Here is a 23,164-nt window from a genome sequence, read left to right on the forward strand (position 1 = left end):
TCATTTAGAACGGGCTGAAATCTTACACTGACCAGTTTACTTTTCACGCAGCGTTCTCTACACTCGATAAAACTACACCGTACAGTGTACTTTGAGCAGACACATCCCTCTTTCCGGAGCTGTTCCGTCCATGTCCGATACCCCGTCTTCCGTCGTTTCCCCGCTCGCCGCCTTGCGCGCGCGGGTTCCGCAGCGCCCGGTGCAGGCGGGGCTGTTCAACACGCTCAAGCTGATGTGGAAGGTGTTCTTTGCCAAGCCTCGTACCACCCGGCCGTCGGGCAGGATTCCGGTCCATGCCCTCACAGCCGCTGCCTTGCTGGCCGCGCCCGACCACACCGTGTACCGGCTTGGCCATTCCACGCTGCTGCTCAAGCTGCGTGGCGGGTTCTGGCTGACCGACCCGGTGTTTTCGAAACGCGCGTCGCCTGTCCAGTGGGCCGGCCCGAAGCGTTTCCACGCGCCGCCGATCGCCATGAAGGACCTGCCGCCATTGCGTGGCGTGATCCTGTCGCACGACCATTATGACCACTTGGATTACGCCAGCATTCAGGCGTTGGCGCCGAAAACGGACGTGTTCCTGACGCCGCGTGGCGTGGGCGACCGGCTGATTGCCTGGGGCGTGCCGGCAGACAAGGTGCGGCAATTGAACTGGTGGGAAGAGACCGACGTGGATGGCATCCGCTTCGTGCCGGGTCCGGCCAAGCACTTTTCCGGCCGCACCCTGCGCGATGGCAACCGCACGCAATGGGCGTCGTGGATCATCGTGGATGGCGATACGCGAGTGTTCTTCAGTGGTGACACGGGCTATTCGGCCGGCTTTCGCCAGATCGGGGAACGCTATGGGCCGTTCGACCTGACCTTGATGGAGACAGGCGCCTACGATGCGCGCTGGCCGGGCGTGCACATGCAGCCGGAAGAAAGCCTGCAGGCGCACCTGGACCTGCGCGGCAAATGGATGCTGCCGATCCACAACGGGACCTTCGACCTAGCCTTCCACGACTGGCATGAACCGTACGACCGGATCGTGGCCCTGGGCAAGCAACACGGCGTGCAGGTCACCACGCCGCGTATGGGGGAGGCCGTGGCGATCGGCGCGCCGCATGCGGGGGAGGCGTGGTGGGTGGGTGTCGATGCCGTGACGGCGTAAAGGCAGGGCGGATGCCGGCCCCGTCATGCCCGGCCCGCGGTATGGCCCGCAACTAAGGCATGACCCGCAACTAAGGCATGACCCGCAACTAAGGCATGACCCGCAACGACGGCATGACCCGCAACCGCCAGCCGGTGGGATTGCCTGCCTTATCCCGCATATCCATTCAGCCAGGCCAGCACTCCCGCCCCGCCAATGATCGCCGCTGACGACAGCACGCGTCGCGGGGCATAGCTGAACATCAGGGCGCAGGCGATGCCGGCAATGCTGAGCATGCCAAGCCAGAAGCTGATGCCGACCGAGGTGCCTTCGGCCTGAATCGCCGCCATCAGCGCCAGCACCAGCAGCAACGAGCCAAGCACACGCCAGCCGATCCGTCGGCGGCCATCGAGGGCAGGCAGTTCCGCCTGTTCCTGATGCCGGTCCATCGCCAAGGCAAGCCCGACAAAACCCGAGTAGGACAGCAGCAGGGTCGCCAGTCCGTTCATGATGCGGCTCCCGGCAGTGCCTCCGTCCGGCCAGGGGGACGCTGCAAGGCACCCGATGCCGCCGTGGCGGTCCGCGCCATGGCGGGGTCGCTGGCGGAAGCCGGGCCCGCGTCTGGCCGGCTTGATGAGGCGCCGTCATCCGCGCTGCGTCGCGCGCCGTCAGCCTTGCGCCGCGGCGTCTTTGCCAGGACCGTGCCCTTGCCGCCGCCACGCAGGCGGTATGCGGCGTAGGCCAGCAAGGCGCCGATCACCAGACATGCCACGTCCACGCCAGCGACCGCCCACAAGCCAGCCGGGATGCTGACCCTCAGGCCCGCGCCGCCCGTGAGCGCGTTCAATATTGGAAGGGACACAAAAAGCCCCGCAGCCAGCGTCAACTGTTCGCGCCAGGCGCTGCGATGCGGCCGCAACGCGGCGTGGACCAGGCAAACCAGCCACACGATGAATAACGTGTTGATTTCCCAGGCGCTGCGCTGGGCGAAGGTGGGGTCTATCAGCCGGTTGGCATGGAAGTAGGCGCCGATGGCAAGCGGCAAGCCGGCAATGCCGGCCACATTCAGCACTTCGACCAGCCGATGGCCGCGCGGCGTGGCGCCCAGCTTGCGGCGTTCCGGCAGGCGTTTGACGACCCACAACACCATGCCGGTCGCAACCATCAGCGTACCGATGATTCCGCCGATGAACAGCGCCCATCGCATGGCGGGTCCGGCAAAGCGGCCCAGGTGCAGGCTGGTCATGACGTTGTAGGTCGCGCGAATGGCAGAAGGCGGTGGCGGCGTGTCCTGCTCAAGCAGCCTTCCGTTGCCACCATCGAAGACCAGCTTGCGGCTGCCGCCACGTTCCGTCAGCTTGCGGCCGCCGTCTTCGCGCAATTCAATGCGCGCGCCCGGGGCGCCAGGGCGGGTGACCACGATGGCGCCCACCTCGCGTCCGGGCCAGGCCGCCTGCGCCTGCGCCATCAGCGGGGCGATCGGTGTCAGGGGCATCGGGCCGTCAGCCACGGCCGCGTTGCCACGCCGGCCACCGCCGCCCCGACCCTGACCACCACCCGCTTCACCGCCACGCGCATCGCCATTCCCTGCCTGGCCCCCACTTCCTTGACCTGACTGACCCTGCGCCGCCGGCGCCTGCCCGCGAAACTCGGCAAAGAACGCCGCGTTGTCGCCTCGGTAGACCGCATCCTTCGGGAAGGGCATGAGCATGTTCATCAACAACAGCAAACCGCTGAACGTGATCACGATGTGCAAGGGCAGCGCGAGCACGGCCGTGGCGTTGTGCGCGTCCAGCCACGAACGCTGGCCCTTGTTGCGGCGGAAGGTGAAGAAGTCGATGAAGATCTTCTTGTGCGTGACCACCCCGCTCAGGATCGCCGCGAACATGACCATGGTCGCGATGCCCACGATCCACCGCCCCCACACGCGCGGCATGGCGTGCAGTTCGAAGTGGAAGCGATACAGAAAGCTGCCGGCCCGGGTGTCGCGCACGGTGATCGGATCGCCGGTGGCGGCGTCGAGCATGGCGCGTTCGGTACCTGCGCGGCCGGCCGCCGCGCCGGGCTTGCGCCATGACGCTTCGACGGCGTTCTGCCGTTCGGTAGGCAGGCCCAGGGTCCAGGTGGTTGCATCGGGCGCAAGGCGCGCCATGCCGTCCAGCGCGCGTTGCGCCGTGTCGGGTTGCGGCACGGAACGGTGCAGCTCAGGGCGCATCCACGCGTTGATTTCATCCACGAAAAAGCTCAGGGTGCCGGTCAGGAAGACGGCATACAGCAGCCATCCAAGCAGCAGGCCGGACCACGTGTGGAACCACGACATCGCCTGCCGCAGACCTTCGGATTTCCCATCGATGCGCATGGCGCGACCCTGTCAAAGAACGTAGTGGGCAATGGCCCAGCAGACGGCGGACGGCGCCAGCAGGCCCATCCACAAGCGTGTGATGCTGGTGCAGCGAAAGGCCCACATCGCGGCAACAGCGTGCACGAGGAAGGCCAGCATGGTGGTGAGCAGCACAGCGTCGACGCGCGGCAGCGGCAGTACCGCGGCCAGCACGGTGGCCGTGCTGGCGCCCAGCGCATAGCCGCCGAAGATCGCCGCCGCGGCCCGCGACGCGATCCGCAGGCGGTATTGGAGGACCGGCGGCGCCGGCCGCCGGACCCGCGCCGGGGCCTTCGCGCTGGCATCCCCCGTCGCAGCGGGAAGCAGGACCGGCGCAGCGCCGGTGTCGGTGGCGGTAGGCGTCGTCATGTCAGAAGGTCATATTCATGGCCAGCCACAAGCGGCGGCCGTCGATGTACTGGTTCGCGACGTCGTAGTCCAGGCGCTTGTCGCCCAGGTTGTAGATCGCGGCGCTCAGAGTCGTTGCCTTCGTCAACTTGTACGAGCCGCCCAGGTCTACCTGCGCATAGCCCGGGGAGATCGTCGGCACGGCGCTGGTGCGGTTCAGTTTCATCTGCTGGTCGTAGGCCAGCAGGCGCGTCCAGCCGGTCGCGCGATCGTTGGGCTTCCATTCCACCGTCGCGCTCAGCACCTGTTTGGGGGTGCCCGCCAGTTGCAGACCGGTCTGGCCGTTGACGGGGTCGTCGGTGATCTTGGACCGGATGAAGGTGTACGTGCCCCGCAACGACACGGTGCGGGTCACCGGCCATTTCAGATTGGCTTCGACGCCGCGCATCACGGCGGCCCCGACGTTGACGCGCGAACGGATGGTGGCGCCCGGAAAGTTCGGATCGACCACGCCCGGCAACGTCACTTCAGTGATCTTGTTCTTGAAGTCGTTGTTGAACAGGGTGACCCCGCCCGATACGCCGCCGCGCTTGCCGTACTGCAGGCCGATTTCCTGGTTGATGCTGGTTTCGGGCTGCAGATCGGGGTTGGACCGGATCACGATGGAACCGCCGCCATTGCCGCCCCCTGACGACAGCGCGTAACCTGGCAGGATGTCGCGCGCGGAAGGCGCCTTGTAGCCCTTCGACACGCCGCCCTTGACCGTCCATTCGTCGTTCAGGTTGTAGACCGCATAGGCCCGCGGCGAGACTTCGCGCCCGAAGATTTCATGGTCGTCGAGCCGCACGCCGCCCGTCAGGATCAGGTTGTCGGTCAGGCGCCATTCGTCTTCCAGAAACACGGCCTTGATCACCGTCGACAGCTTGGAATCCGCCACGTTGATCGCGCGATAGGAACTGCCATTGTTCGGCGTGCCCGGCGCGACGCAGTTGAAAAACGGGTCGGCGGGATTGGTGCGGATGCACTCGCGGCCCACGTAGTTGTTGGCGGTGAAGGCTTCCTTGCGGTATTGCCCGCCTACGGTCATCAGGTGGTTGCCCAGCGGCAGGGTCCACTTGCCGTCGAGCACGGTGTTGCGCAGCTTGTTGGGCGACGCCGGCACCGCGCCGGTTTCCAGGTCGAAATTGCGGCGATAGGATTCTTCCTGGTAGATCGATACGGTGGACGTGCCCAGATCACCATATCGGCCCGTGTGCGTCAGCGCGATGTTGTCGCGCTGGTTCAGGCTGCGTCCCGACGCCGTGGTGGCGGTGACCGATTCGCCACGGTGGTAGGACACGTCCTGCCGGCTGCGGCCGAGGTCGAGCACGATGTCGTGGTTCTTGTTCGGCGTCAGCGACAGGCGGCCGTTCAAATTCGTGTTCTCGGCGCGGTTGAAGCCGTACAGGATCTCGTCTTCGGCGCGGTTGAAGTAGCCGCCGAACAGGGCCAGGCCCAGCAGGTCGTTTTTGATCGGCCCGCTCAGGTAGAAGTTGGTGCCGCCCGAATTGCCGGATGCCGACCGTTCCTGCAGTGTGCCTTCGACGCGGACCGAGCCGCCCCATTTCTTGGCGACTTTGCGCGTGATGATGTTGACCACGCCGCCCATGGCGTCGGAACCGTAAAGCGACGACATGGCGCCGCGAATCACTTCGATCCGCTCGATCGCCTCCAGTGGCGGTATCCAGCCGGCTTCGTAACCGGCATTGCCGTTGGTGCGGGCTTCACGCGTATTCTGCCGGCGGCCATCGACCAGGATCAGGGTGTAGGCGCCGGGCATGCCGCGAATGCTGATGTCGTAGCCGCCCCCGCCTTGCTGCGCGGCCGCTCCGGTCACGCTGACGCCTTCCACATTGCGCAGGGCGTCCGTCAGGTCCCGAAAGGCGCCGCTGTCCAGCTCCTCTTTGGTCACGACAGTGATGGATGCAGGCGCTTCCTTGATGTCCTGCTCGAAGCCCGACGCCGACACGACGACACTGTCGAGCGTGACAGGGCTGGGTGACGCAGTCTGGGCATGCAGGGCGGGGCTGGCGAAGGCAGCAAGAAGGGCGACAGTCAGGCAGGAAGGGGTGGGGAAACGGAGCACAGGGGAGGGCATGCGACAACTCTTGAAAAATGCGGGGATTCCGACGTTACCTATGGATCTAAATGAGAATGGTTGCTAACCTGATTTACTATAAGGTTTCACGGGCGCTGTCTGTTCGGCAGGTTCCCAACTTTGGCTATCTTTTGACTTCTTGATGTCCACTCGCGCCTCTCTTTCCTTTCCCGTCGCACTCAGGCCACAATTCGTCGGCGCGTCTGGGCAAGGCAATGCTGCGGACGGTTTGGCCGCCCGCGTCTGCGCTCCGCCCGACGGCAGGCCGTCCCCCGCCGCGCCGCTGTCCATCCTGCTGGTGGAAGACGACGTTGAACTGGCGCAGATGTTGGTGGAGTTCATGAGCGACGAGGCGCACGCCGTCACGCTGGCGCACGATGGCGTGGCGGCGCTGGGTCTGCTGCTGGAGCAGCCTTTCGACCTGGTGGTGCTGGACGTCATGCTGCCGCGCGCCGATGGCTTCGAACTGCTGCAGACACTGCGGCGGCGGTCGCAGGTGCCGGTCATCATGATGACGGCGCGCACCGCGCCGGCCGACCGGATCTCGGGTCTGGAACTGGGCGCCGATGACTACCTGTGCAAGCCCGTGGACCCGCTGGAATTGATGGCGCGTATCCGCGCGGTCATGCGTCGCACGCAGGCGCCCTTGCGTGACGCTGCCGTGGAGCCCGACGCCACGGTGATCGGACTGTTGCGGGTCGTGCCGTCGTCGCAGCGCGCGACGCTGGCCGGGATGGACCTGGGCCTGACCGCGGCCGAACTGCGGGTCCTGGACATGCTTGCGCGGCAGGCCGGCACGCCGGTCAGCCGTGAACACCTGACCGAACTGGCGCTGGGCCGCAGCCTGGAAGCCTATGACCGCAGCCTGGATACGCACGTCAGCAATCTGCGCCGAAAATTGCGCCGGGCCGCCGATCTGGCCAATGCGCCCGACGCATCGGTGCCCGAGATCCGCGGACTGCGCAGCTTCGGCTATGTGCTGACCGCGGGGACCGCCATTCCCGGGCCATCGGCGTGAATTCCTTGTTCCTGCGCATCGTCATCTGCTTCTGGCTGGCGATGGGCCTGATCGTGACGGGCGTGATCGTCGTGATGTCCCGTGCCGAAGCCGGCCGCAGCGAGGCCCTGGCAGCCATCGATCCGTCGGCGCTGGCGACCGAGGCGCGTGCGATTGCCCTGGCCGACGGGCTGCCCGGCCTGCGCGCATGGATCCGCGACACCGAAAACGAACACCCCATGCTGGCGGTCTATATCGTTGACAGACGCAACGACGACCTGCTGTCCCGGGAATTGTCGGAACTGGCCGATGACCGCATCAAGGCCTACCGCGCCCGGACCGTGCGACGCTACGTCGATGACCCCGGCTATGTCGAAGGCATGGAACCCGAATCGACACTGCGTGCCGCGCATCGGCAGGCATGGTGGAACATCCGCCGGCTCTACCTGAGCGACAGCACCCACTACGAACTCATCTTCGATCCCCTGTTCACCCCCGGCTTCGGCGACTTTGGCCATCCGAATCTGCCTTGGCTGTTGCTGATCTTTGCGCTGACCGTCAGCGGTCTGGTCTGTTATGGCCTGGCGCGCTACCTGGTGCTGCCGCTGCGCGATCTGCAGGCGGGCGTGCGGCGGCTGGCCACGGGCGATCTGACGCAGCCGTCGATGGGCAGGGCGTCGACCCGGCGCGATGACGTCGGCGTGCTGGCGCGTGATGTCGAGACCATGGCGGCGCGCATCCGTGACCTGATCACCATGAAGGAAACACTGCTGCGCGACGTCTCGCATGAATTGCGGTCTCCGCTCGCCCGCCTGCAGGTGGCCCTGGGCCTGGCGCGCCGGGGCGGCGAGCGCCTGCCCCTGCAACTCGACCGCATCGAGCGCGAGTGTGCTTTCCTGGAAGAGATGACACGCCGCATTCTGGAATCGGCCACGCTGGAAGCGCGCACCGGCGCGCTGCATGCGCTGGTGCTCGATCCGATCGTGGATCGCGTGGTGGACGATGCGCGCTTCGAAGCCAGCACGCGTCAGATCGGCGTGCGGGTCGTGCGCGCCTCCCGCCCACTGTGTCTGCATGGCGATGCCGTTGCCCTGCACAGCGCGATCGAAAACGTGCTGCGCAACGCGCTGCGGTTTTCGCCGTCGGGATCGGAAGTGGTCGTGGCGATGAAGGAACAAGAGGAATCGGCGCACGCACACGCCCACGCAGGCGCCTGGGTCTGCGTCGACATTGCCGACCGGGGACCCGGCGTGCCGCAGGCCGATCTGGACCGCATCTTTGCCCCGTTCTTTCGCGTGGCGGCGGCGCGGGATCGGAATTCAGGCGGCGTCGGTCTGGGCCTGGCGATCGTGGCCGAAGCCGTACGCCGTCATGGGGGGCGGGTGTCGGCTTGCAACCGGGATGATGGGCCCGGCCTGATCGTCAGCCTGTGCCTGCCTGTCACGGGGCCGGACGCCACCCTGTCGGCCCAGGATCACTTGCCTGCTGCCCGGTACGCCACCTTCAACGCTTCCACGATCGCCTCATAGGCACGCTTGCGGGTGTCCTCATCCGGCGCGCGCAGCACGAATGACGGATGATAGGTCGGCACCACTTGCCGGCCTTCGTGGTCGATCACGGTGCCGATCACGCTCTGCAGGGTGGCCGTACGTTGCGACAGGACCGACTTCAGGGCCGTTGCACCCAGGGCCACAATCACCCGCGGTCTGACGTCTTCCAGTTCCTGCTCGAGCCAGTAGTGACAGGCGGCGATTTCCTTTTGCGCGGGCGTCTTGTGCATGCGCCGCTTGCCACGCGGCTCCCACTTGAAATGTTTGACCGCGTTCGTCACATAGACATCGTGGCGTGGCACACCGGCGTCTTTCAGCGCCGCGTCCAGCATCGCACCGGCCGGACCCACGAAGGGTTCGCCCGCCAGGTCTTCCTTGTCGCCCGGCTGTTCGCCCACCATCATCAATGGCGCGTGCTTCGGCCCGGCGCCGGCGACGCCTTGCGTCGCGTCATGCCACAGGGCGCAGCGGCGGCAGTCGTCCAGCCTGGAAGGCTGCTGGTCGGGCAGGATCTCGATGGGTGTGCCTTCTGGCGCGCTTGCTTCGGGCGCGTGATCTGCGACGCCTTTCGCGTTCGAAGCGCGAGGGGCCGTGTGGCGGCCAGCGGTCGTCGTCTCGGTCGTGCGGGGCATGGCGGGCCCTCCTGCAAGGTCTGCTCGTCGGTGTGCGGATGCAACGCATGCTGATTGTCAGCACACCGCCGTTCAGCATGCCGTATGCCTGGCATCGGCATCACAGGGGCCGCGGTGTGGCCGTTTTGCCTCATCCGTCGGCCCCCACTTGAAAGCCCCCGCGCATCGCCATGTAGTGCCTATACGCAAGAGGTACGAGCGCCATGAGATCACGAGACCTGGGTTCCTGGATGTGGGGCGATGCCCTGTCACTGCTCGAGCAGGCCGACCGCCTGCACCGGCAGTTCTTCCAGAACGGGGCGGCTGAAGGCCGCTGTTGGGAACCTCCCGTCGATGTCGTGGAAACCGCCAGCGAAGTGCTGATCCATATCGCCCTGCCGGGCGTGCCGGCATCGGGCATCGTGGTCGGTTTCGATCCTGACGGGATCACGGTGTCGGGCGTGCGCCGCTTTCCGGCGCCCCGTTCGGCACGCATCCACCGCATCGAAATTCCCTACGGCCGTTTCGAGCGACGCATCGCATTGCCTCTCCACGCACTGAACCCTTCTCCCCCTGAATGGGCCGACGGGTGCCTGCTGCTGACGCTGACCAAGGTAAAGGTAAATCCATGATCCATGTTTCCCCGATGCAGGACCTGCGGACCGGTGAAGATGGCCCCCACGCCGGGGGTTCAGCCGCCGCGCCCACGCCAGCCCAAGGCGCCGTCAAGCGCCTGCCCGACGACGCGATCGCCATCGTTCCGTTGCGCGCGTCCGTGCTCTTTCCTGGCGTCCTGTCGCCAGTGACCGTGCATCGCGCGAGCGCCGTTGCCGCGGCGCAGGAAGCCGTCAAGAACGAGCATCAGGTGGGCTTCCTGCTGCAGCGCGATCCCATGACCACCGACGTGTCGCCGTCCGACCTGTACTGGGTCGGCACGGCCGGCCCGATCGTGCGCTACATCACGGGCCAGGACGACACCCATCACCTCGTGGTGCAGGGACAGTCGCGTTTTCGTGTGCTCGAATTCCTGGAAGGATGGCCCTTCCTGGTCGCGCGCGTCGCCATGGTCGAGCAGCCCAAGGGCGAGGGCAGGGACATCGATGCGCGCTTCCTGCAATTGAAGGAACGGTCGATCGAAGCCATCAGCCTGCTGCCGCACATTCCGGATGAACTGGCCGGCGTGGTGCGCAACATCGACTCGCCTGCCGCGCTGGCCGATATGGTCGCGAATCTGGTCGACGTCAAGAGCGAAGAAAAGCAGGACATCCTGGAAACCTTCGATCTCGAACGTCGCCTGGACAAGGTGATTGCCGCGCTGTCGGCCCGTGTCGAAGTGCTCAAGCTGTCGAAGGAAATCGGCGACAAGACGCGCGCGCAGTTCGACGAGCGCCAGCGCGAACACATGCTGCGCGAACAGCTCAAGCAGATCCAGATGGCGCTGGGCGAAGGCAATGAATCGGCGCAGGAAGTCGAAGCGCTGCGCGCCGCGATCGATACCGCAGGCATGCCCGAAGACATCCACAAGCACGCCGAAAAGGAACTGAAGCGGCTGCAGCGGATGGCCGATGGCAGTGGCGAAGCATCGTCCGTGCGTACCTATCTGGAATGGCTGACCGAACTGCCGTGGAAGGTCGAACCGCAGGAAGCCATCGACATCGGCCAGGCTCGCCAGGTGCTGGATGACGACCACTTCGGCTTGCCGAAGATCAAGCGGCGCATTCTGGAATACCTGGCGGTGCGCAAGCTCAACCCGGAAGGCAAGAGCCCGGTGCTGTGCTTCTCGGGTCCGCCAGGGGTGGGCAAGACCTCGCTCGGGCAATCGATCGCCCGCGCGACCGGCCGCGCCTTCCAGCGGGTGGCCATGGGCGGCCTGCATGACGAAGCGGAAATCCGTGGGCATCGCCGCACCTACGTGGGCGCCTTGCCTGGCAACATCATCCAGGCGATGCGTCGTGCCGGGACCAGCAACGTCGTGCTGATGCTGGACGAGATCGACAAGCTGGGCGCCGGTGGCTTCCATGGCGATCCGGCCAGTGCGTTGCTCGAAGTGCTCGATCCCGAACAGAACCACAAGTTCCGCGACAACTACCTGGGCGTCGACTTCGATCTGTCGCGTGTCATGTTCATCTGCACCGCGAACGTGCTCGACACGATTCCCGGCCCGCTGCGCGACCGGATGGAAATCATCCAGCTGCCCGGCTATACCGAGGAAGAAAAGATCCAGATCGCCAAACGCTATCTGGTCGAGCGCCAGCTGAAGGCCAACGGCCTGACGACGGAACAGGTGACCGTGACCGACGACGCCATCGCGTCGCTGGTGGGTGACTACACCCGGGAAGCCGGTGTGCGGGGCCTGGAGCGCGAGATCGGCGCGGTGCTGCGCCGGACGGCCATGCAAGTGGCCGAAGGCGAAGGGGCGGCCGTGACGATCACGGCGGACGACCTGCCGGGCATTCTGGGAGGCAAACGCTTCGACAACGAAGTGGCCTTGCGCACCAGCGTGCCGGGTGTGGCGACCGGGCTGGCATGGACGCCGGTCGGCGGCGACATCCTGTTCATCGAAGCCAGCAAGGTGCCCGGGACAGGCCGGCTGATCCTGACCGGTCAACTGGGTGACGTGATGAAGGAATCGGTGCAGGCCGCATTGACTCTGGTCAAGGCGGCGCGCGGGGATGCGATGGACAAGATCGACATCCACGTGCACGTGCCGGCCGGCGCCACGCCCAAGGACGGTCCGAGCGCGGGCGTGGCGATGTACCTGGCGCTGGCATCCCTGATGAGCGACAAGCCGATCCGCTCCGACGTCGCGATGACGGGCGAGATCAGCCTGCGCGGGCAGGTGCTGCCGATCGGTGGCCTGAAGGAGAAGACGCTGGCGGCGTTGCGTGCCGGCATCAAGACCGTCATGCTGCCCCGGCGTAACGCGAAGGACCTGGAAGACGTGCCGGCGGAAGCCCGCGAAAAGCTCGAGTTTGTGTTGCTCGACACGGTGGAAGACGCCGTACGGTGCGCCATTGGAGAAGACGTGCTGAGCCCTGAAGCCGTGGCGCATTGAGCGCATCAGGCGCCGGCCCACGGCACCTGCAGGCAGTCCCAAGGCGATCGGCAACGATCGCCTTTTTTACGCGTTCCTGGCGGTGTGAGACGGCGGCATCCTTGCAAACCCTCACGCCAGGCCGACCTTGGCGCCTGCTTCCCCTGGCATGCGATGGGCACGCCGGCCGGCAAGGCACGCATTGCGGTCGGGAACATCAATTGCGCTGCGCGCTTTGACTCAACCATATAAGAGACTGTGATGACCGCCGCAACCTTCCCGCAAGCACTGTCCGCCACCGACCCCGTCCGCTACCGCGCGGATCTGGAGCAACCCGAGCCTGACGAAGCCGAAACCATCCAGGGGCTGACCGATGCCCTGCACAAGGTCAGCGCCACCGTCTATGAAGACAGCGGTCACGCCGAACGCAGCGTGCACGCAAAAAGCCATGCGCTGTTGCGCGGCGTGCTGCAGGTCGATGCGGGGCTGCCCGCGACGCTGGCCCAGGGCATCTTCAAGACGCCGGGATCGCATGAGGTCGTGATGCGCTTTTCAACCAATCCGGGTGACATCCTGAACGACAAGGTGTCCACGCCGCGCGGGCTGGCAGTCAAGGTGCTGGGGGTGGAAGGCGATCGTTTGCCCGGTTCCGAAGACGAGACCTCGCAGGACTTCGTCATGCAGAACGCGAAAGCGTTCACCGCGCCCACGCCCAAGGCGTTCCTGAAGAACCTGAAGATGCTGGCCGGCACGACCGACAAGGCGCCCGGGCTCAAGCAGGCCTTGTCCGCCGTGCTGCGCGGCCTGGAAAAAGGGATCGAAGCCGTGGGTGGCGAAAGCGGTACGATCAAAAGCCTGGGGGGACATCCGCTGACCCACTTGCTTGGCGAAACCTATACGACCGTGCTGCCGCTGCGCTACGGCGAGTATGTCGCCAAGATCGCCGTGGTGCCGGTATCGCCGGCCCTGGTCGCCCTCAAAGATGCGCCCGTGGACCTGGACGACAAGCCTGACGGCCTGCGCGAAGCCATGCGGACGTTCTTCGAGACGCAGTCAGCCGAATGGGAAATCCAGGTTCAGCTCTGCACGAATCTGGAAACCATGCCAATCGAAGATGCGTCCAAGGAATGGCCGGAAGAGGAAAGCCCGTTTGTCCGGGTGGCGACAATCCGGGCCGAACCTCAACCCGCATGGACGGACGCGCGGCACGCTCTGGTGGATGACAGCATGGCCTTTGGCCCATGGAAAGGGGTGGTCGAGCACCAGCCATTGGGCGGCGTGATGCGGGCTCGCAAGTCGACCTATACGCACTCGGTGGACTTCCGGAGCCAGGCCAACGGCTGTCCCATGCATCGACTGGCAGGGACCGCCGACCTTCCGGACTAAGGCGTCAGTTCAGGGATAGGGATCGCGAGCGCGGCGGCGGCGAATGGCGGCCGCCTGCGGCGCCATGCTGTCGCTGCGGTGACGGCGCTGGCCCGACGAATGCGAATGGCCGCTGGAGACGACGACGCGCGCCGTGCAAGGCACTGCCACGCGGCGGGCCCGGCGCATACCCGTGGGCGCCGGCAGGCTGGCCCAGGGCGACATGGCGTGGTTGCCGCTCATGACCATGCGGTCATTGGCAGGCGCACCCAGGCGTTTGTACATGATGTGGGCGTCGACAAAGCCCAGCGACGCATGGCGGAAAGCATCGGGCAGGGTGCCGATGATCTCGAAGTCCAGGCGCTGCCAAAGTTGAACGGCGGCCAGGTTGGTCGCCACGACCATGTTGAATTGCATGGCGCGGAAACCCAGGCGCATGCTCATTTGCTGCGAGTGTTCGCACATCAGGCTGGCCACGCCCTGACCCTTTGCGCGGTCGGAAACGATGTAGGCACAGCTGGCGACATGAGAACCCAGGCCGGGCTGATTGGCCGTCAGGTAGTAGGTCCCGAGGACATCACCGCGTTCGTTCTTCGCTACGTAGGTTGCCACCGGCTGGTCGACCCAAAGCTTGCGGGCTTCGGCTTCACTGATTTCGGGCGAGTAAGCAAAGGTCTCACCGGCGCGAATCACGGGTGCGATGATGGCCCACACGGCGGACCAGTCATCGACGTCGAATTTTTGGATGGCAATCATTTTTCTCGGGGATCTGTCAGCGATACAAGTGGAGTGTTCGCCGAAGTGCTATGACGTTCACGGAATGTAGATTAGCGCCTGTTATGACGACTGTCCCTCCACCTCCCCAAGTAGCTCTGCCGGATCGTCGCGGATTTGCGGTAATCGCAACGGCGTATGCTAGGAGAATGTCTTGAATGCTCTCCGTCCAACTATATCTGCGGTGCGATATTGCCCTGCGTAATGTAAGAAATTTTCTTACCACCTAAGCATTAGTTCAGTTAGGTTAAAAACTCATCCATCGGGGTGATATCAACCCCCGAAATCAGCGAAAGCCGGACGCAGTTTGTCATAAATGTGTCAACGCTTACATGTAAGACGAGATAGAGGTTGGGTTTCAGGCTGAACTGATCGAGCCTGAAACCGGCCCTAGGCCTACGTCGAATCGCCGCCATGACGGCAGCGCCGGAGCGGCCGTGCGGATGCTTGGACCCTCATGCTCCAGGCAAAAGGGCAGCTTGCGCTGCCCTTTTGTCTTCATTCCACCGTCACGCTTTTGGCCAGATTTCGTGGCTTGTCCACGTCCGTGCCCCGGGCGCAGGCCGTGTGATAGGCCAGCAACTGCATCGGCACCACGTGCAGGATGGGCGACAGCGAACCGTAGTGCTCGGGCATGCGGATCACGTGCACGCCAGCCTCGTTGCGGATGTTGCTGCCGGCGTCGGCGAACACATACAGCTGGCCGCCGCGGGCTCGCACTTCCTGCATGTTGGACTTCAGCTTCTGCAGCAGCTGATCCTGGGGCGCCACGGTAATCACGGGCATCTGGTCCGTCACCAGCGCCAGCGGGCCGTGCTTCAGTTCGCCGGCCGGGTAGGCCTCGGCATGGATGTAGCTGATCTCCTTGAGCTTGAGCGCGCCTTCCAGGGCAATCGGGTAGTGCATGCCGCGGCCCAGGAACAAGGCGTGTTCCTTGCGCACGAATTCTTCCGCCCAGGAAATGATTTGCGGTTCGAGCGCCAGCACCGATTGGACGGCCACGGGCAGGTGCCGCAGCGCCTTGATGGCGTCGGCCTCTTCGTCGGCGTTGAGGCGGCCCTTGAGCTTGGCCAGGGTCAGCGTAAGCAGATACAAGCCGATCAGCTGGGTCGAAAATGCCTTGGTCGATGCGACACCGATCTCGACGCCGGCGCGGGTCAGGAAGGCCAGACTGCATTCGCGGACCATGGCGCTGGTGGCCACGTTGCAGATGGTCAGCGTTTTATCCATGCCGAGCGAACGGGCATGTTTGAGGGCGGCCAGCGTGTCGGCCGTTTCGCCCGACTGCGAAATCGTGACGACCAGCGAGCGAGGGTTCGGCACGCTGGTGCGGTAGCGGTATTCGCTGGCGATTTCGACATTGCACGTGATCGACGCAATGGACTCGATCCAGTATTTGGCGGTCAGGCCCGCGTAGTAGCTCGTGCCGCAGGCCAGGATCAGCACCGAATCGATATCGGCCAGGATGGCTTCGGCGCCTTCGCCGAACAATTCCGGCGTGATCGTTTCAACGCCTTGCAGCGTGTCGCCGATCGCGCGGGGCTGTTCGAAGATTTCCTTCTGCATGTAGTGGCGATAGGGGCCGAGTTCGGCAGCAGCGGTATAGGCCATCACGACACGCACGGGGCGCTCGACCGGGTTGCCGTCGATGTCCACGATCCAGGTGCGCGACAGCTGCAGATCGACGACGTCGCCGTCTTCGAGGTACACGATGCTGTCGGTAGTGCCGGTCAGCGCCATGGCGTCGGACGCCAGGAAATTTTCGCCATCGCCCAAGCCCACGATCAGCGGCGAGCCGTGACGCGCGCCCACGACCCGGTGCGGTTCGTCGCGGCAGAACGCCGCGATGGCGTACGCGCCCTGCAGGCGCTTGACCGTCTGCTGAACCGCCAGGAACAGGTCGCCGTCATAGACGTGATTGATCAGGTGGGCGATGACCTCGGTATCGGTCTGGCTTTCGAACGCGTAGCCGGCGGCTTCGAGTTCGCTGCGCAGTTCATCGTGGTTCTCGATGATGCCGTTGTGCACGATGCCGATACGGTTGTGGCCGGTGCGGTCTTTCGAGAAGTGCGGGTGGGCGTTGTGGGTGGCGGGTTCGCCATGCGTCGCCCAGCGCGTATGGGCAATGCCGGTGTAGCCGCCCAGGTGTTCCTTTTCGATGAGCGCTTCGAGCTCGGCGACGCGCGACGTGCTGCGCGTGCGTTTGAGTTCGCCGTCGGTGTAGACCGCGACGCCGCAGGAGTCATAGCCCCGGTACTCGAGCCGCTTCAGGCCTTCAACGAGGATGGGGGTGATATCGCGCTGGGCGACCGCGCCGACGATGCCGCACATAGAAGTCTCACTTGATGAGGAGTAATCGTTGCCGCTATTCTCTGCTTTTCCTCGTGAAATATGCTTTCCTATAACGGCGTAGTTTCGTCATATATTTCACGGTACATATCGGTGGACCAAAAATTTCATCAGCAGGACGCTTATGAAATAAAGGGGAGGTTTTTTGACTGCAGAGTCGCTGCCAGCTCCGCTGGACGATGTAGATCGCGCCATCCTCATGCTGCTTCAGGATGATGCGGGAATCACGAATCACGAGCTCGCCCGGCGGGTTGCGGTGTCGCCGCCCACCTGCCTGCGGCGGGTCAGGCGCCTGATGGAGCAGGGCATCATCGAAAAGCAGGTGGTGATCGTGTCGCCCGAGAAGGTTGGGGCGGGCCTGACCGGCATTGTCGAGGTCACGCTGGATGTGCAGGCCGCCGAGGCCCTGACGACGTTCGAACGTTCAATGGCGAAGGAAAGCACCGTAACGCAGTGCTATCGCGTATCCCAAGGTCCGGACTTCGTGCTGATGGTGCAGGTGCCGGATATGGAGGCGTACCACGCGCTGGTGCACCGCGCGTTTACCGCACAGAACAACGTCCGCAATGTGCGGACGTTTTTCTCGATTCATCGAAGCAAGTTCGATACGCGGGTAGTGGTCTGAAGCGGCCGGGTCGCTCCGACCCGCCGGCTCACGCCGGCTTTTTCACCGGCCGTTTCCATCCCGGCACGCTGACCTGCTTGGCCCGCGACACGGTCAGCGTGTCGGCCGGCGCATCGCGCGTCAGCGTCGTGCCGGCTGCGATGGCGGCGCCGCGGCCCACGCGGATGGGGGCGATCAGCTGGCTGTCGGACCCGATGAAGGCGTCATCTTCGATCACTGTGCGGTGCTTGTTCACGCCATCGTAATTGCAGGTGATGGTGCCCGCGCCGATGTTGACGCGCGCGCCCACCGTGGCGTCGCCAATGTAGCTGAGGTGGTTGGCCTTCGCGCCTGTGTCGAGCGTGGCGTTCTTGATCTCTACGAAGTTGCCGACGTGCGTGTCGTTGCCCAGGCGGGCGCCCGGGCGCAGGCGCGCGTAGGGGCCGACACGAGACACGTCGCCGACTTCGGCATCGTGCAGGTGGCTGAAGGCTTCGATGCGGGTGCCGGCGCCGACCTTGACGTTGCGCAGCACACAGTACGGGCCGATGGACACGCCATTGCCAAGTTCGACCACGCCCTCGAAGATGCAGCCCACGTCGATCGCCACGTCGCTGCCGCAGTTCAGCTGGCCGCGCAGGTCGAAGCGCGCGGGGTCGGCCAGCGTCACGCCGGCTTCAAGCAGCCGCGCGGCCTGCGCCTGCTGATAGACCCGTTCCAGTTCGGCCTGCTGCACGCGGCTGTTGACGCCCAGCGTTTCCCAATCGTGCGCGGGCTGGGCGGTGGCGACGGGCATGCCTTCGGCCACGGCCATCGACACGATATCGGTCAGGTAGTACTCGCCTTGAGCGTTGTCATTCCTGAGCGCGCTCAACCAACGCTTGAGCGCGGCGGTGGGCGCCGCCAGGATGCCGGTGTTGACCTCGCGAATGGCCAGCTGATCGGGCGACGCGTCCTTGTGTTCGATGATGGCGGTCACGGCGCCGGCTGTATCGCGAACGATGCGGCCGTAACCGGTTGCATCCGGCATCGTTACGGTCAGAATGCCCAGACCCCCGCCTTGCCCTGCACGGGCGTCCAGCAAGGTGCGCAGCGTGGCGGAGGCCACTAACGGAACGTCACCATAGAGCACCAGTGTCACATCGTCGCCACTGCCGCTTTCCAGTAGAGTGGGGACAGCCTGTTGCACCGCGTGGCCGGTGCCGAGCTGGGGCGATTGCATTGCAAACGCCAGGTCGGCGTCGCCGGCGTAGCGGGCTTCGACGGTGGCAGCGCCATGGCCGACCACCAGCGTGATGCGGGCCGGGTCCAGGGCGCGGGCACTGGCGAGCACATGGCTCAACATCGGCTGGCCAGCCAGCGTGTGCAGTACCTTGGGCAGGTCCGACTTCATGCGTTTGCCCAGGCCGGCTGCAAGAATGACGATGTTCAGCATGAAGCGCTTATCCAAGTGGGAGTGACGAGCGTCGCAGTTTAAGGCATTGGAGAAGGGAAAATGATACGTTGGGTACTCGTCGCTTTGACCGTGTTGACTTTGAGTGCCTGCACCACCATGCGGCTCGGCTACAACTCGGCCGACACACTGATCGCCTACCGCATGAACGATTGGTTCGATACGTCAGGCGAACTCGAAGCCCCCGCGCGTGAACGTCTCGACTCGGTGATCGCCTGGCATCGCCGCGAAGAACTGCCCGAGTATTCGCGCCTGCTGCTCAGCGCGCGTGAACGCTTTGCCGACCCCGCGCCCTTTACGCCCGAGCAGGTGCTGGCCATGCAGAAGCAGGTCACCCAGCGACTGGTGCGCACCGGGGACAAGGCGGCTGACGCCTTCGCCGACCTGTTCCCCCGTTTTGGTCTGGCCCAGCGCAAACGGGTGATCGCCCGGATGGACGAGAGCAACAAGGAATTCACCGAAAAGAACATCGATATTTCTCCGGCAAAGTTGCGCAAGCGCCGCATCGACGACATGGAAGACCGGTTCGCGTTCTGGTTCGGCAAGCTGGACGCGTCGCAACGCGAGCGGATCGAGAAATGGGCGGACGAGGCCGAGCCGTCGGGCGCCGAGCGCCTGGCCGTGCGGCGCATGCGTCAGACGGCTTTCCTGAACATCATGGATACCGGCAAGACGGCCAGCGTGCCCGAAACCAGCCGCAAGCTGAAGGCGTTTTTCGCCGACCTGGAAACCCCTGCCGATGCCGGAGTACGCGAACGTCAGCGCAAGCAATTGCAGCATTGGGCCAGCCTGACGTCGGATCTCATCAATAGCGCGTCGCCCGCGCAGCGCGCGCGGATCCAGGAAAAGATCAAGACCATGTCAGACGATTTCCTGACGCTCTCTCGGCAGAAATAGGGTGTCAGTCGCAGTTCGCCCCAGGGTTCGCGGTGCTAGGATAGGCACTTACTGACTGGAGTCCCTATGAGCAAGCTTCCCGGAATCGTGATTGCGCTGCTGCTGGCGGTGGTTGCGGCCGGCGCCTATCTCTGGTGGCGCCAGCCTGCCGAATTGCCCGCCATCGAGCAGGCGGCGGACGCGCCGCCGCTGGCCGACGCGCCGATCGAGGCGCCGCCGCCCGGGCCCGAAACGCGGTACCCGATCGAATCGGTGCCGCCATCGACCGATACGGCGATCGCCGACCCGGGCAACGACTTTGGCGTGGCCATGACGCAGCTCATCGGTCGTGACGCGGTCGTCAAGTTCCTGCAGCTGGCTGACTTTCCCCGCCGCGTGGTGGCCACCGTCGACAACCTGGCGCGTGCGCATGCCGCGCCGGTATTGTGGCCCGTCAATCCGACGCCCGGCCGCTTCACGGTGGAAGGCGCGGGCGATAACCAGTCCATCATGTCGGCCAGCAATGCGGCGCGCTACCAGCCCCTGGTGTCGGTGATCCAGGGCGTATCGACGGACAAGGCGGTCGCGCTCTATGTGCGCATGTACCCGCAATTCCAGAGCGCCTACGAAGAGCTGGGCTATCCCCGGGGCTATTTCAATGACCGCCTGATCGCGGTGATCGACAGCCTGCTGTCGACGCCCGAGCCCGACCAGCCGCCCAGATTGCAGCTGACCGAGGTGAAGGGAGAAGTGAAGTCGCAGCGGCCCTGGGTGCGCTACCAGTATGTCGATGGCGACCTCGAGGCGCTGCCGTCGGGTCAGAAGATGCTGCTGCGCATGTCGCCGGCCCAGCGCAAGGCCGTCATGGCCAAGCTGGCCGACTTTCGCCGCCGGTTGACGGGCGAAGCCGCCAATCTGTCGGCGGTGCCTGGATCGGGCCGCTAGACCCGTCGCCGCTGGGACGAGACCCTTATGTCGTGGGCCGTGCCAACAGGCGTTCGATCTCCCGCATCAGGCGGGGATCTTCCGGTTCGACATTGCTTGGGAACGCAGCAACGGGCTGTCCGTTGCGATCGACCAGGTACTTGTGGAAATTCCACGCGGGCGCTTGCCCCGTGGTCTTGATCAGGGTGCGGAACAGGGGTTGGCCCCGTTGCCCGTCACGGGGGTAGGCGTGAAGATCGGAAACTTCACGCCATAGGTATTGAAGCAGAGCGTTTCGATCTTGCTCTTGTCGGCCGCCTCCTGGCCAAAGTCATTCGACGGAAAGGCCAGCACGACCAGCCCGCGATTGCGGTATTTGGCATACAGCTTTTCCAGCCCCTCGTATTGCCGCGTGTAGCCGCAATAGCTGGCCGTGTTGACCACCAGCAGTACCTTGCCGGCGTATTGGCACAGATTCTGGACCGATTCGTCCTGCAATTTGTGCATGTCGACATTGAGCGAACTGGGGCAGGATCCTGCCGCGTCGGCAATGTACAGCGGTCGTGCGTCGCCTGGCGCTCCCGGCCCTGCCGCCATGGCCTGGCACGCAAGCAAGGACGCCGCGGCCAATGCGGTCAGCATCCCCGCAATGTGATAGCGGCGGGGGTCCGCACGCAGTGCAAGGGTCTTGCGGGCAGGGTAGGCCATGGTCAGTCTCCGATCTGTGTACGAACGGCCCACGCAATGCCGAAGCATCGGGCGGGCCATTTTCCATCATGCATCAGAACGCGGCAGCGTCCAAACGCAATGCCATCAGAACACGACGGCGATGTCCGTCAGCAGCGGTCCGGTCGCGCCGCCCACCAGGCCGGTGCTGGCGTCGGTCGGCGTGAGCGCGGTCAGGGCGCCGGTGGCGAGGTTGACCGTGAACAGCTTCGACGGGCCGGTGGCGGTTGTCGACGACGTGGCGACTGCCAGGCCGTTGGCGCCGCCGCCGATGTCGAATCCGACCCGGGCGCCAAGCGTCGTGCCGAGCGGGCCGACATCGACCAGCGTGCCGTCGTTCGGCGGGTTCTGCAGCGACAGCACGTTCGACGTGCGTTCCATGTCGTACAGCGCCGTGGCCGTCGTGCCCGCGAAGCTGTTGGTGTAGGCGGCAGCCGCCACCACAGGGGCCGCACCCGCGCGGTTGATGTTGCCGTCGGTGATCGTCGCGCCGGTCGCCACGTTGATACGCAGGCTGGCACCCGTGCTGGTGATCACGCGCAGGCGATCGGCCACCGGATTGAAGTCGACCGAGAAGGTCGTGCCTGCTGCCGGGAAGGTGGTGTAGGGCGCTGTCGTATCGGTCGTGTCGGCGGCCAGCGTTGCCACCACGGTCGCGACGCCGGTGGTTGGGACTACCGTAAACAGGCGGCCGGTGCTGCTCAGGCCGTAGACCTTGCCATCGGCGGGACGCTGGTCGATGCCGACCACGGTTTCGCCAGCGGCCAGGCCGGTGATGGCGACGTTGCTGGTCAGGGTGCCCGGCGTGGCGGGCTTGAAGCTCACCAGGCGGCTGTCGGAAGTCAGGCCGACCATGGTCGGGCCAGCCTTCTGGCGCAGGGCCAGGCCGCCCACCGCGGTGGTGCCCGCGCCGATCGCATTGACACGCGTGGCGGCAGGCGCGCCCGCGGCCGGCGTCAGGTTGATTGCATACAGGCTGGTCACGCCGCCGACCGTCAGCGCGGCAAATCCCTGGTTGGTCGTGGCGTCGATGTCGAAACCATTGGCCGCGGTGGCGTCGAAGCCGAGCGGAACCGGGGTCGACAGCGTGCCGTCGTTCGGCGGGTTCTGCACGTACAGCACGTCGTTCGCGGTGTCGATGTCGTACAGCGTCGTGGTGCCGGTGCCTGCAAACGAATTGGTGTAGGCCGCGCTGGTGACGGCGGCGCCCGCTGCGCCTCCGTTCACGATGCCGTCAACGATCGTCGCGCCGGTATCCACGTTGATGCGCAGGTTCTGGCCGGTGTTGCTGACGACACGCAGGCGGTCGGCGGCAGGGTTGAAATCAACGCCGAAGCTGGTGCCGTTCAACACCACGGCAGCGCCGCCCGCGGTGGCAGGCGCCAGTGCCGACTTGCGCGTGGCGACGCCGGTAGCCGGATCGATCGTATAGATCACGCCGGTGGTCGAAATGCCATACAGCAAATTGTCGGCAGGGCGGAAGTCCATGCCGACGAGGGTTTCACCCGTCGTGGCAAGGCCCGACAGCGCAACCGACGACAGGAAGGTCTGGGGAGCGGTGCGGTTGAAGGTGGCGAGCTGGCCGGCTGCCGTCAGGACCACGACGTCGCCAGGGGCGGTCGGAGCGGGCGTATTGTTGTTGTCGTCGTTGTCGCTGCCGCCGCAGGCGACCAGCGCCAGGCACAGCATGCCGGCGCCAGCCAGCTTGAATGGGGTTGCCGATGCCAGGCTCGCCTTGCGGCCCGTTTGCTTCTGATTCTTCGCCATCTTCCCGCTCCTATGTCTTTGTCATCAGTGACGTTTGCACGCGTCGCAGTACGCGTTGGCGAACACTACCCGCCGGTTCGGAATTCAGATGCAAGCCGAACGACGTATGTCTGACAAAAAGTAAGGAAGGGATGAAAGGAGTG

Annotated in this window: 18 protein-coding genes and 1 pseudogene; 9 read left to right on the top strand and 10 right to left on the bottom strand. The window is 65.0% G+C overall.

What is annotated here, in order from left to right:
• Positions 1-130 precede the first annotated feature (130 nt).
• Positions 131-1,147, top strand: a complete 1,017-nt coding sequence (locus ACNANG_RS13910) for an MBL fold metallo-hydrolase (protein ID WP_420223462.1) — start codon at positions 131-133, stop codon at positions 1,145-1,147.
• Positions 1,148-1,296: 149 nt separating this feature from the next.
• On the opposite strand, the gene ACNANG_RS13915 is transcribed toward ACNANG_RS13910, so the two are convergent.
• From ACNANG_RS13915 to ACNANG_RS13930, 4 genes are read right to left on the bottom strand one after another with little or no spacing between them, the layout of a single operon-like run.
• The gene (locus ACNANG_RS13915; protein ID WP_420223463.1) at positions 1,297-1,635 is read right to left on the bottom strand and encodes a DUF3325 domain-containing protein; all 339 of its coding nucleotides are present in this window, start codon (positions 1,633-1,635) and stop codon (positions 1,297-1,299) included.
• Positions 1,632-3,485 (bottom strand): PepSY-associated TM helix domain-containing protein, encoded by a 1,854-nt coding sequence (locus tag ACNANG_RS13920; RefSeq protein ID WP_420223464.1) that lies wholly within the window; start codon positions 3,483-3,485, stop codon positions 1,632-1,634. The genes ACNANG_RS13915 and ACNANG_RS13920 overlap by 4 nt, the downstream gene beginning before the upstream one ends.
• A 12-nt stretch (positions 3,486-3,497) precedes the next feature.
• Positions 3,498-3,875 carry an iron transporter gene (locus ACNANG_RS13925; protein WP_420223465.1) on the bottom strand — a complete coding sequence of 126 codons (378 nt, stop codon included), beginning with the start codon at positions 3,873-3,875 and terminating at the stop codon, positions 3,498-3,500.
• 1 nt (position 3,876) lies between these two features.
• The gene (locus ACNANG_RS13930) at positions 3,877-5,991 is read right to left on the bottom strand and encodes a TonB-dependent receptor domain-containing protein (protein ID WP_420223466.1); all 2,115 of its coding nucleotides are present in this window, start codon (positions 5,989-5,991) and stop codon (positions 3,877-3,879) included.
• A gap of 229 nt (positions 5,992-6,220) precedes the next feature.
• Between ACNANG_RS13930 and ACNANG_RS13935 the strand changes: the two genes are divergently transcribed.
• Positions 6,221-7,009, top strand: a complete 789-nt coding sequence (locus tag ACNANG_RS13935) for a response regulator transcription factor (RefSeq protein WP_420223467.1) — start codon at positions 6,221-6,223, stop codon at positions 7,007-7,009.
• Entirely contained in the window at positions 7,006-8,517 is a 1,512-nt protein-coding gene (locus ACNANG_RS13940) for an ATP-binding protein (protein ID WP_420223468.1), read from the top strand. Before ACNANG_RS13935 ends, ACNANG_RS13940 begins: the two co-directional genes overlap by 4 nt.
• On the opposite strand, the gene ACNANG_RS13945 is transcribed toward ACNANG_RS13940, so the two are convergent.
• Positions 8,463-9,170, bottom strand: a complete 708-nt coding sequence (locus ACNANG_RS13945) for a UdgX family uracil-DNA binding protein (RefSeq protein ID WP_420223469.1) — start codon at positions 9,168-9,170, stop codon at positions 8,463-8,465. The genes ACNANG_RS13940 and ACNANG_RS13945 overlap by 55 nt on opposite strands.
• Positions 9,171-9,373: 203 nt before the next feature.
• Between ACNANG_RS13945 and ACNANG_RS13950 the strand changes: the two genes are divergently transcribed.
• The 3 genes from ACNANG_RS13950 to ACNANG_RS13960 all read left to right on the top strand — a co-directional run bounded on the left by ACNANG_RS13950 (position 9,374) and on the right by ACNANG_RS13960 (position 13,569).
• The gene (locus ACNANG_RS13950) at positions 9,374-9,781 is read left to right on the top strand and encodes an Hsp20/alpha crystallin family protein (protein WP_420223470.1); all 408 of its coding nucleotides are present in this window, start codon (positions 9,374-9,376) and stop codon (positions 9,779-9,781) included.
• Entirely contained in the window at positions 9,778-12,204 is a 2,427-nt protein-coding gene (gene lon / locus ACNANG_RS13955) for an endopeptidase La (protein ID WP_420223471.1), read from the top strand. The genes ACNANG_RS13950 and lon overlap by 4 nt, the downstream gene beginning before the upstream one ends.
• 240 nt (positions 12,205-12,444) lie before the next feature.
• Positions 12,445-13,569 (top strand): catalase family protein, encoded by a 1,125-nt coding sequence (locus tag ACNANG_RS13960; protein WP_420223472.1) that lies wholly within the window; start codon positions 12,445-12,447, stop codon positions 13,567-13,569.
• Between the two features lie 9 nt (positions 13,570-13,578).
• Here the strand turns inward: ACNANG_RS13960 and ACNANG_RS13965 are convergent, their stop codons facing one another.
• Together ACNANG_RS13965 and glmS are read right to left on the bottom strand one after the other, a co-directional pair.
• A complete protein-coding gene (locus ACNANG_RS13965; RefSeq protein ID WP_420223473.1) occupies positions 13,579-14,304 on the bottom strand; it encodes a GNAT family N-acetyltransferase in 726 nt (241 codons plus the stop codon).
• A 516-nt stretch (positions 14,305-14,820) separates the two neighbouring features.
• The gene (gene glmS, locus ACNANG_RS13970) at positions 14,821-16,653 is read right to left on the bottom strand and encodes a glutamine--fructose-6-phosphate transaminase (isomerizing) (protein ID WP_420223474.1); all 1,833 of its coding nucleotides are present in this window, start codon (positions 16,651-16,653) and stop codon (positions 14,821-14,823) included.
• 217 nt (positions 16,654-16,870) lie between these two features.
• Between glmS and ACNANG_RS13975 the strand changes: the two genes are divergently transcribed.
• On the top strand, positions 16,871-17,296 hold the full coding sequence (locus ACNANG_RS13975; protein WP_420223475.1) for an Lrp/AsnC family transcriptional regulator: 426 nt from the start codon (positions 16,871-16,873) through the stop codon (positions 17,294-17,296).
• A gap of 28 nt (positions 17,297-17,324) precedes the next feature.
• Here the strand turns inward: ACNANG_RS13975 and glmU are convergent, their stop codons facing one another.
• On the bottom strand, positions 17,325-18,710 hold the full coding sequence (gene glmU, locus ACNANG_RS13980; RefSeq protein ID WP_420223476.1) for a bifunctional UDP-N-acetylglucosamine diphosphorylase/glucosamine-1-phosphate N-acetyltransferase GlmU: 1,386 nt from the start codon (positions 18,708-18,710) through the stop codon (positions 17,325-17,327).
• Between the two features lie 60 nt (positions 18,711-18,770).
• On the opposite strand from glmU, the gene ACNANG_RS13985 reads away from it, so the two are divergent.
• Both ACNANG_RS13985 and ACNANG_RS13990 read left to right on the top strand, forming a co-directional pair.
• A complete protein-coding gene (locus tag ACNANG_RS13985; RefSeq protein ID WP_420223477.1) occupies positions 18,771-19,625 on the top strand; it encodes a DUF6279 family lipoprotein in 855 nt (284 codons plus the stop codon).
• 66 nt (positions 19,626-19,691) lie between these two features.
• Positions 19,692-20,549, top strand: coding sequence for a DUF3014 domain-containing protein (locus ACNANG_RS13990; protein ID WP_420223478.1), 858 nt, complete (start codon positions 19,692-19,694; stop codon positions 20,547-20,549).
• A gap of 25 nt (positions 20,550-20,574) precedes the next feature.
• Here ACNANG_RS13990 and ACNANG_RS13995 read toward each other — a convergent pair.
• A pseudogene (locus ACNANG_RS13995) lies at positions 20,575-21,236 on the bottom strand (glutathione peroxidase).
• A 105-nt stretch (positions 21,237-21,341) separates the two neighbouring features.
• On the bottom strand, positions 21,342-23,021 hold the full coding sequence (locus ACNANG_RS14000; RefSeq protein ID WP_420223479.1) for a DUF4394 domain-containing protein: 1,680 nt from the start codon (positions 23,019-23,021) through the stop codon (positions 21,342-21,344).
• Between the last annotated feature and the right edge of the window lie 143 nt (positions 23,022-23,164).

It is taken from the genome of Pigmentiphaga litoralis (assembly GCF_048632615.1).
Lineage (GTDB): Bacteria > Pseudomonadota > Gammaproteobacteria > Burkholderiales > Burkholderiaceae_B > Pigmentiphaga > Pigmentiphaga litoralis_B.

Bases quoted from the DNA above. Each gene is read 5' to 3' on its own strand.
- glmU (WP_420223476.1), bottom strand. From the start codon at position 18,710: ATGCTGAACATCGTCATTCTTGCAGCCGGCCTGGGCAAACGCATGAAG.
- ACNANG_RS13915 (WP_420223463.1), bottom strand. From the start codon at position 1,635: ATGAACGGACTGGCGACCCTGCTGCTGTCCTACTCGGGTTTTGTCGGG.
- ACNANG_RS13985 (WP_420223477.1), top strand. From the start codon at position 18,771: ATGATACGTTGGGTACTCGTCGCTTTGACCGTGTTGACTTTGAGTGCC.
- ACNANG_RS13975 (WP_420223475.1), top strand. From the start codon at position 16,871: ATGCTGCTTCAGGATGATGCGGGAATCACGAATCACGAGCTCGCCCGG.
- lon (WP_420223471.1), top strand. From the start codon at position 9,778: ATGATCCATGTTTCCCCGATGCAGGACCTGCGGACCGGTGAAGATGGC.
- ACNANG_RS13965 (WP_420223473.1), bottom strand. From the start codon at position 14,304: ATGATTGCCATCCAAAAATTCGACGTCGATGACTGGTCCGCCGTGTGG.
- glmS (WP_420223474.1), bottom strand. From the start codon at position 16,653: ATGTGCGGCATCGTCGGCGCGGTCGCCCAGCGCGATATCACCCCCATC.
- ACNANG_RS13910 (WP_420223462.1), top strand. From the start codon at position 131: ATGTCCGATACCCCGTCTTCCGTCGTTTCCCCGCTCGCCGCCTTGCGC.
- ACNANG_RS13960 (WP_420223472.1), top strand. From the start codon at position 12,445: ATGACCGCCGCAACCTTCCCGCAAGCACTGTCCGCCACCGACCCCGTC.
- ACNANG_RS13925 (WP_420223465.1), bottom strand. From the start codon at position 3,875: ATGACGACGCCTACCGCCACCGACACCGGCGCTGCGCCGGTCCTGCTT.
- ACNANG_RS13930 (WP_420223466.1), bottom strand. From the start codon at position 5,991: ATGCCCTCCCCTGTGCTCCGTTTCCCCACCCCTTCCTGCCTGACTGTC.
- ACNANG_RS14000 (WP_420223479.1), bottom strand. From the start codon at position 23,021: ATGGCGAAGAATCAGAAGCAAACGGGCCGCAAGGCGAGCCTGGCATCG.
- ACNANG_RS13920 (WP_420223464.1), bottom strand. From the start codon at position 3,485: ATGCGCATCGATGGGAAATCCGAAGGTCTGCGGCAGGCGATGTCGTGG.
- ACNANG_RS13990 (WP_420223478.1), top strand. From the start codon at position 19,692: ATGAGCAAGCTTCCCGGAATCGTGATTGCGCTGCTGCTGGCGGTGGTT.
- ACNANG_RS13945 (WP_420223469.1), bottom strand. From the start codon at position 9,170: ATGCCCCGCACGACCGAGACGACGACCGCTGGCCGCCACACGGCCCCT.
- ACNANG_RS13950 (WP_420223470.1), top strand. From the start codon at position 9,374: ATGAGATCACGAGACCTGGGTTCCTGGATGTGGGGCGATGCCCTGTCA.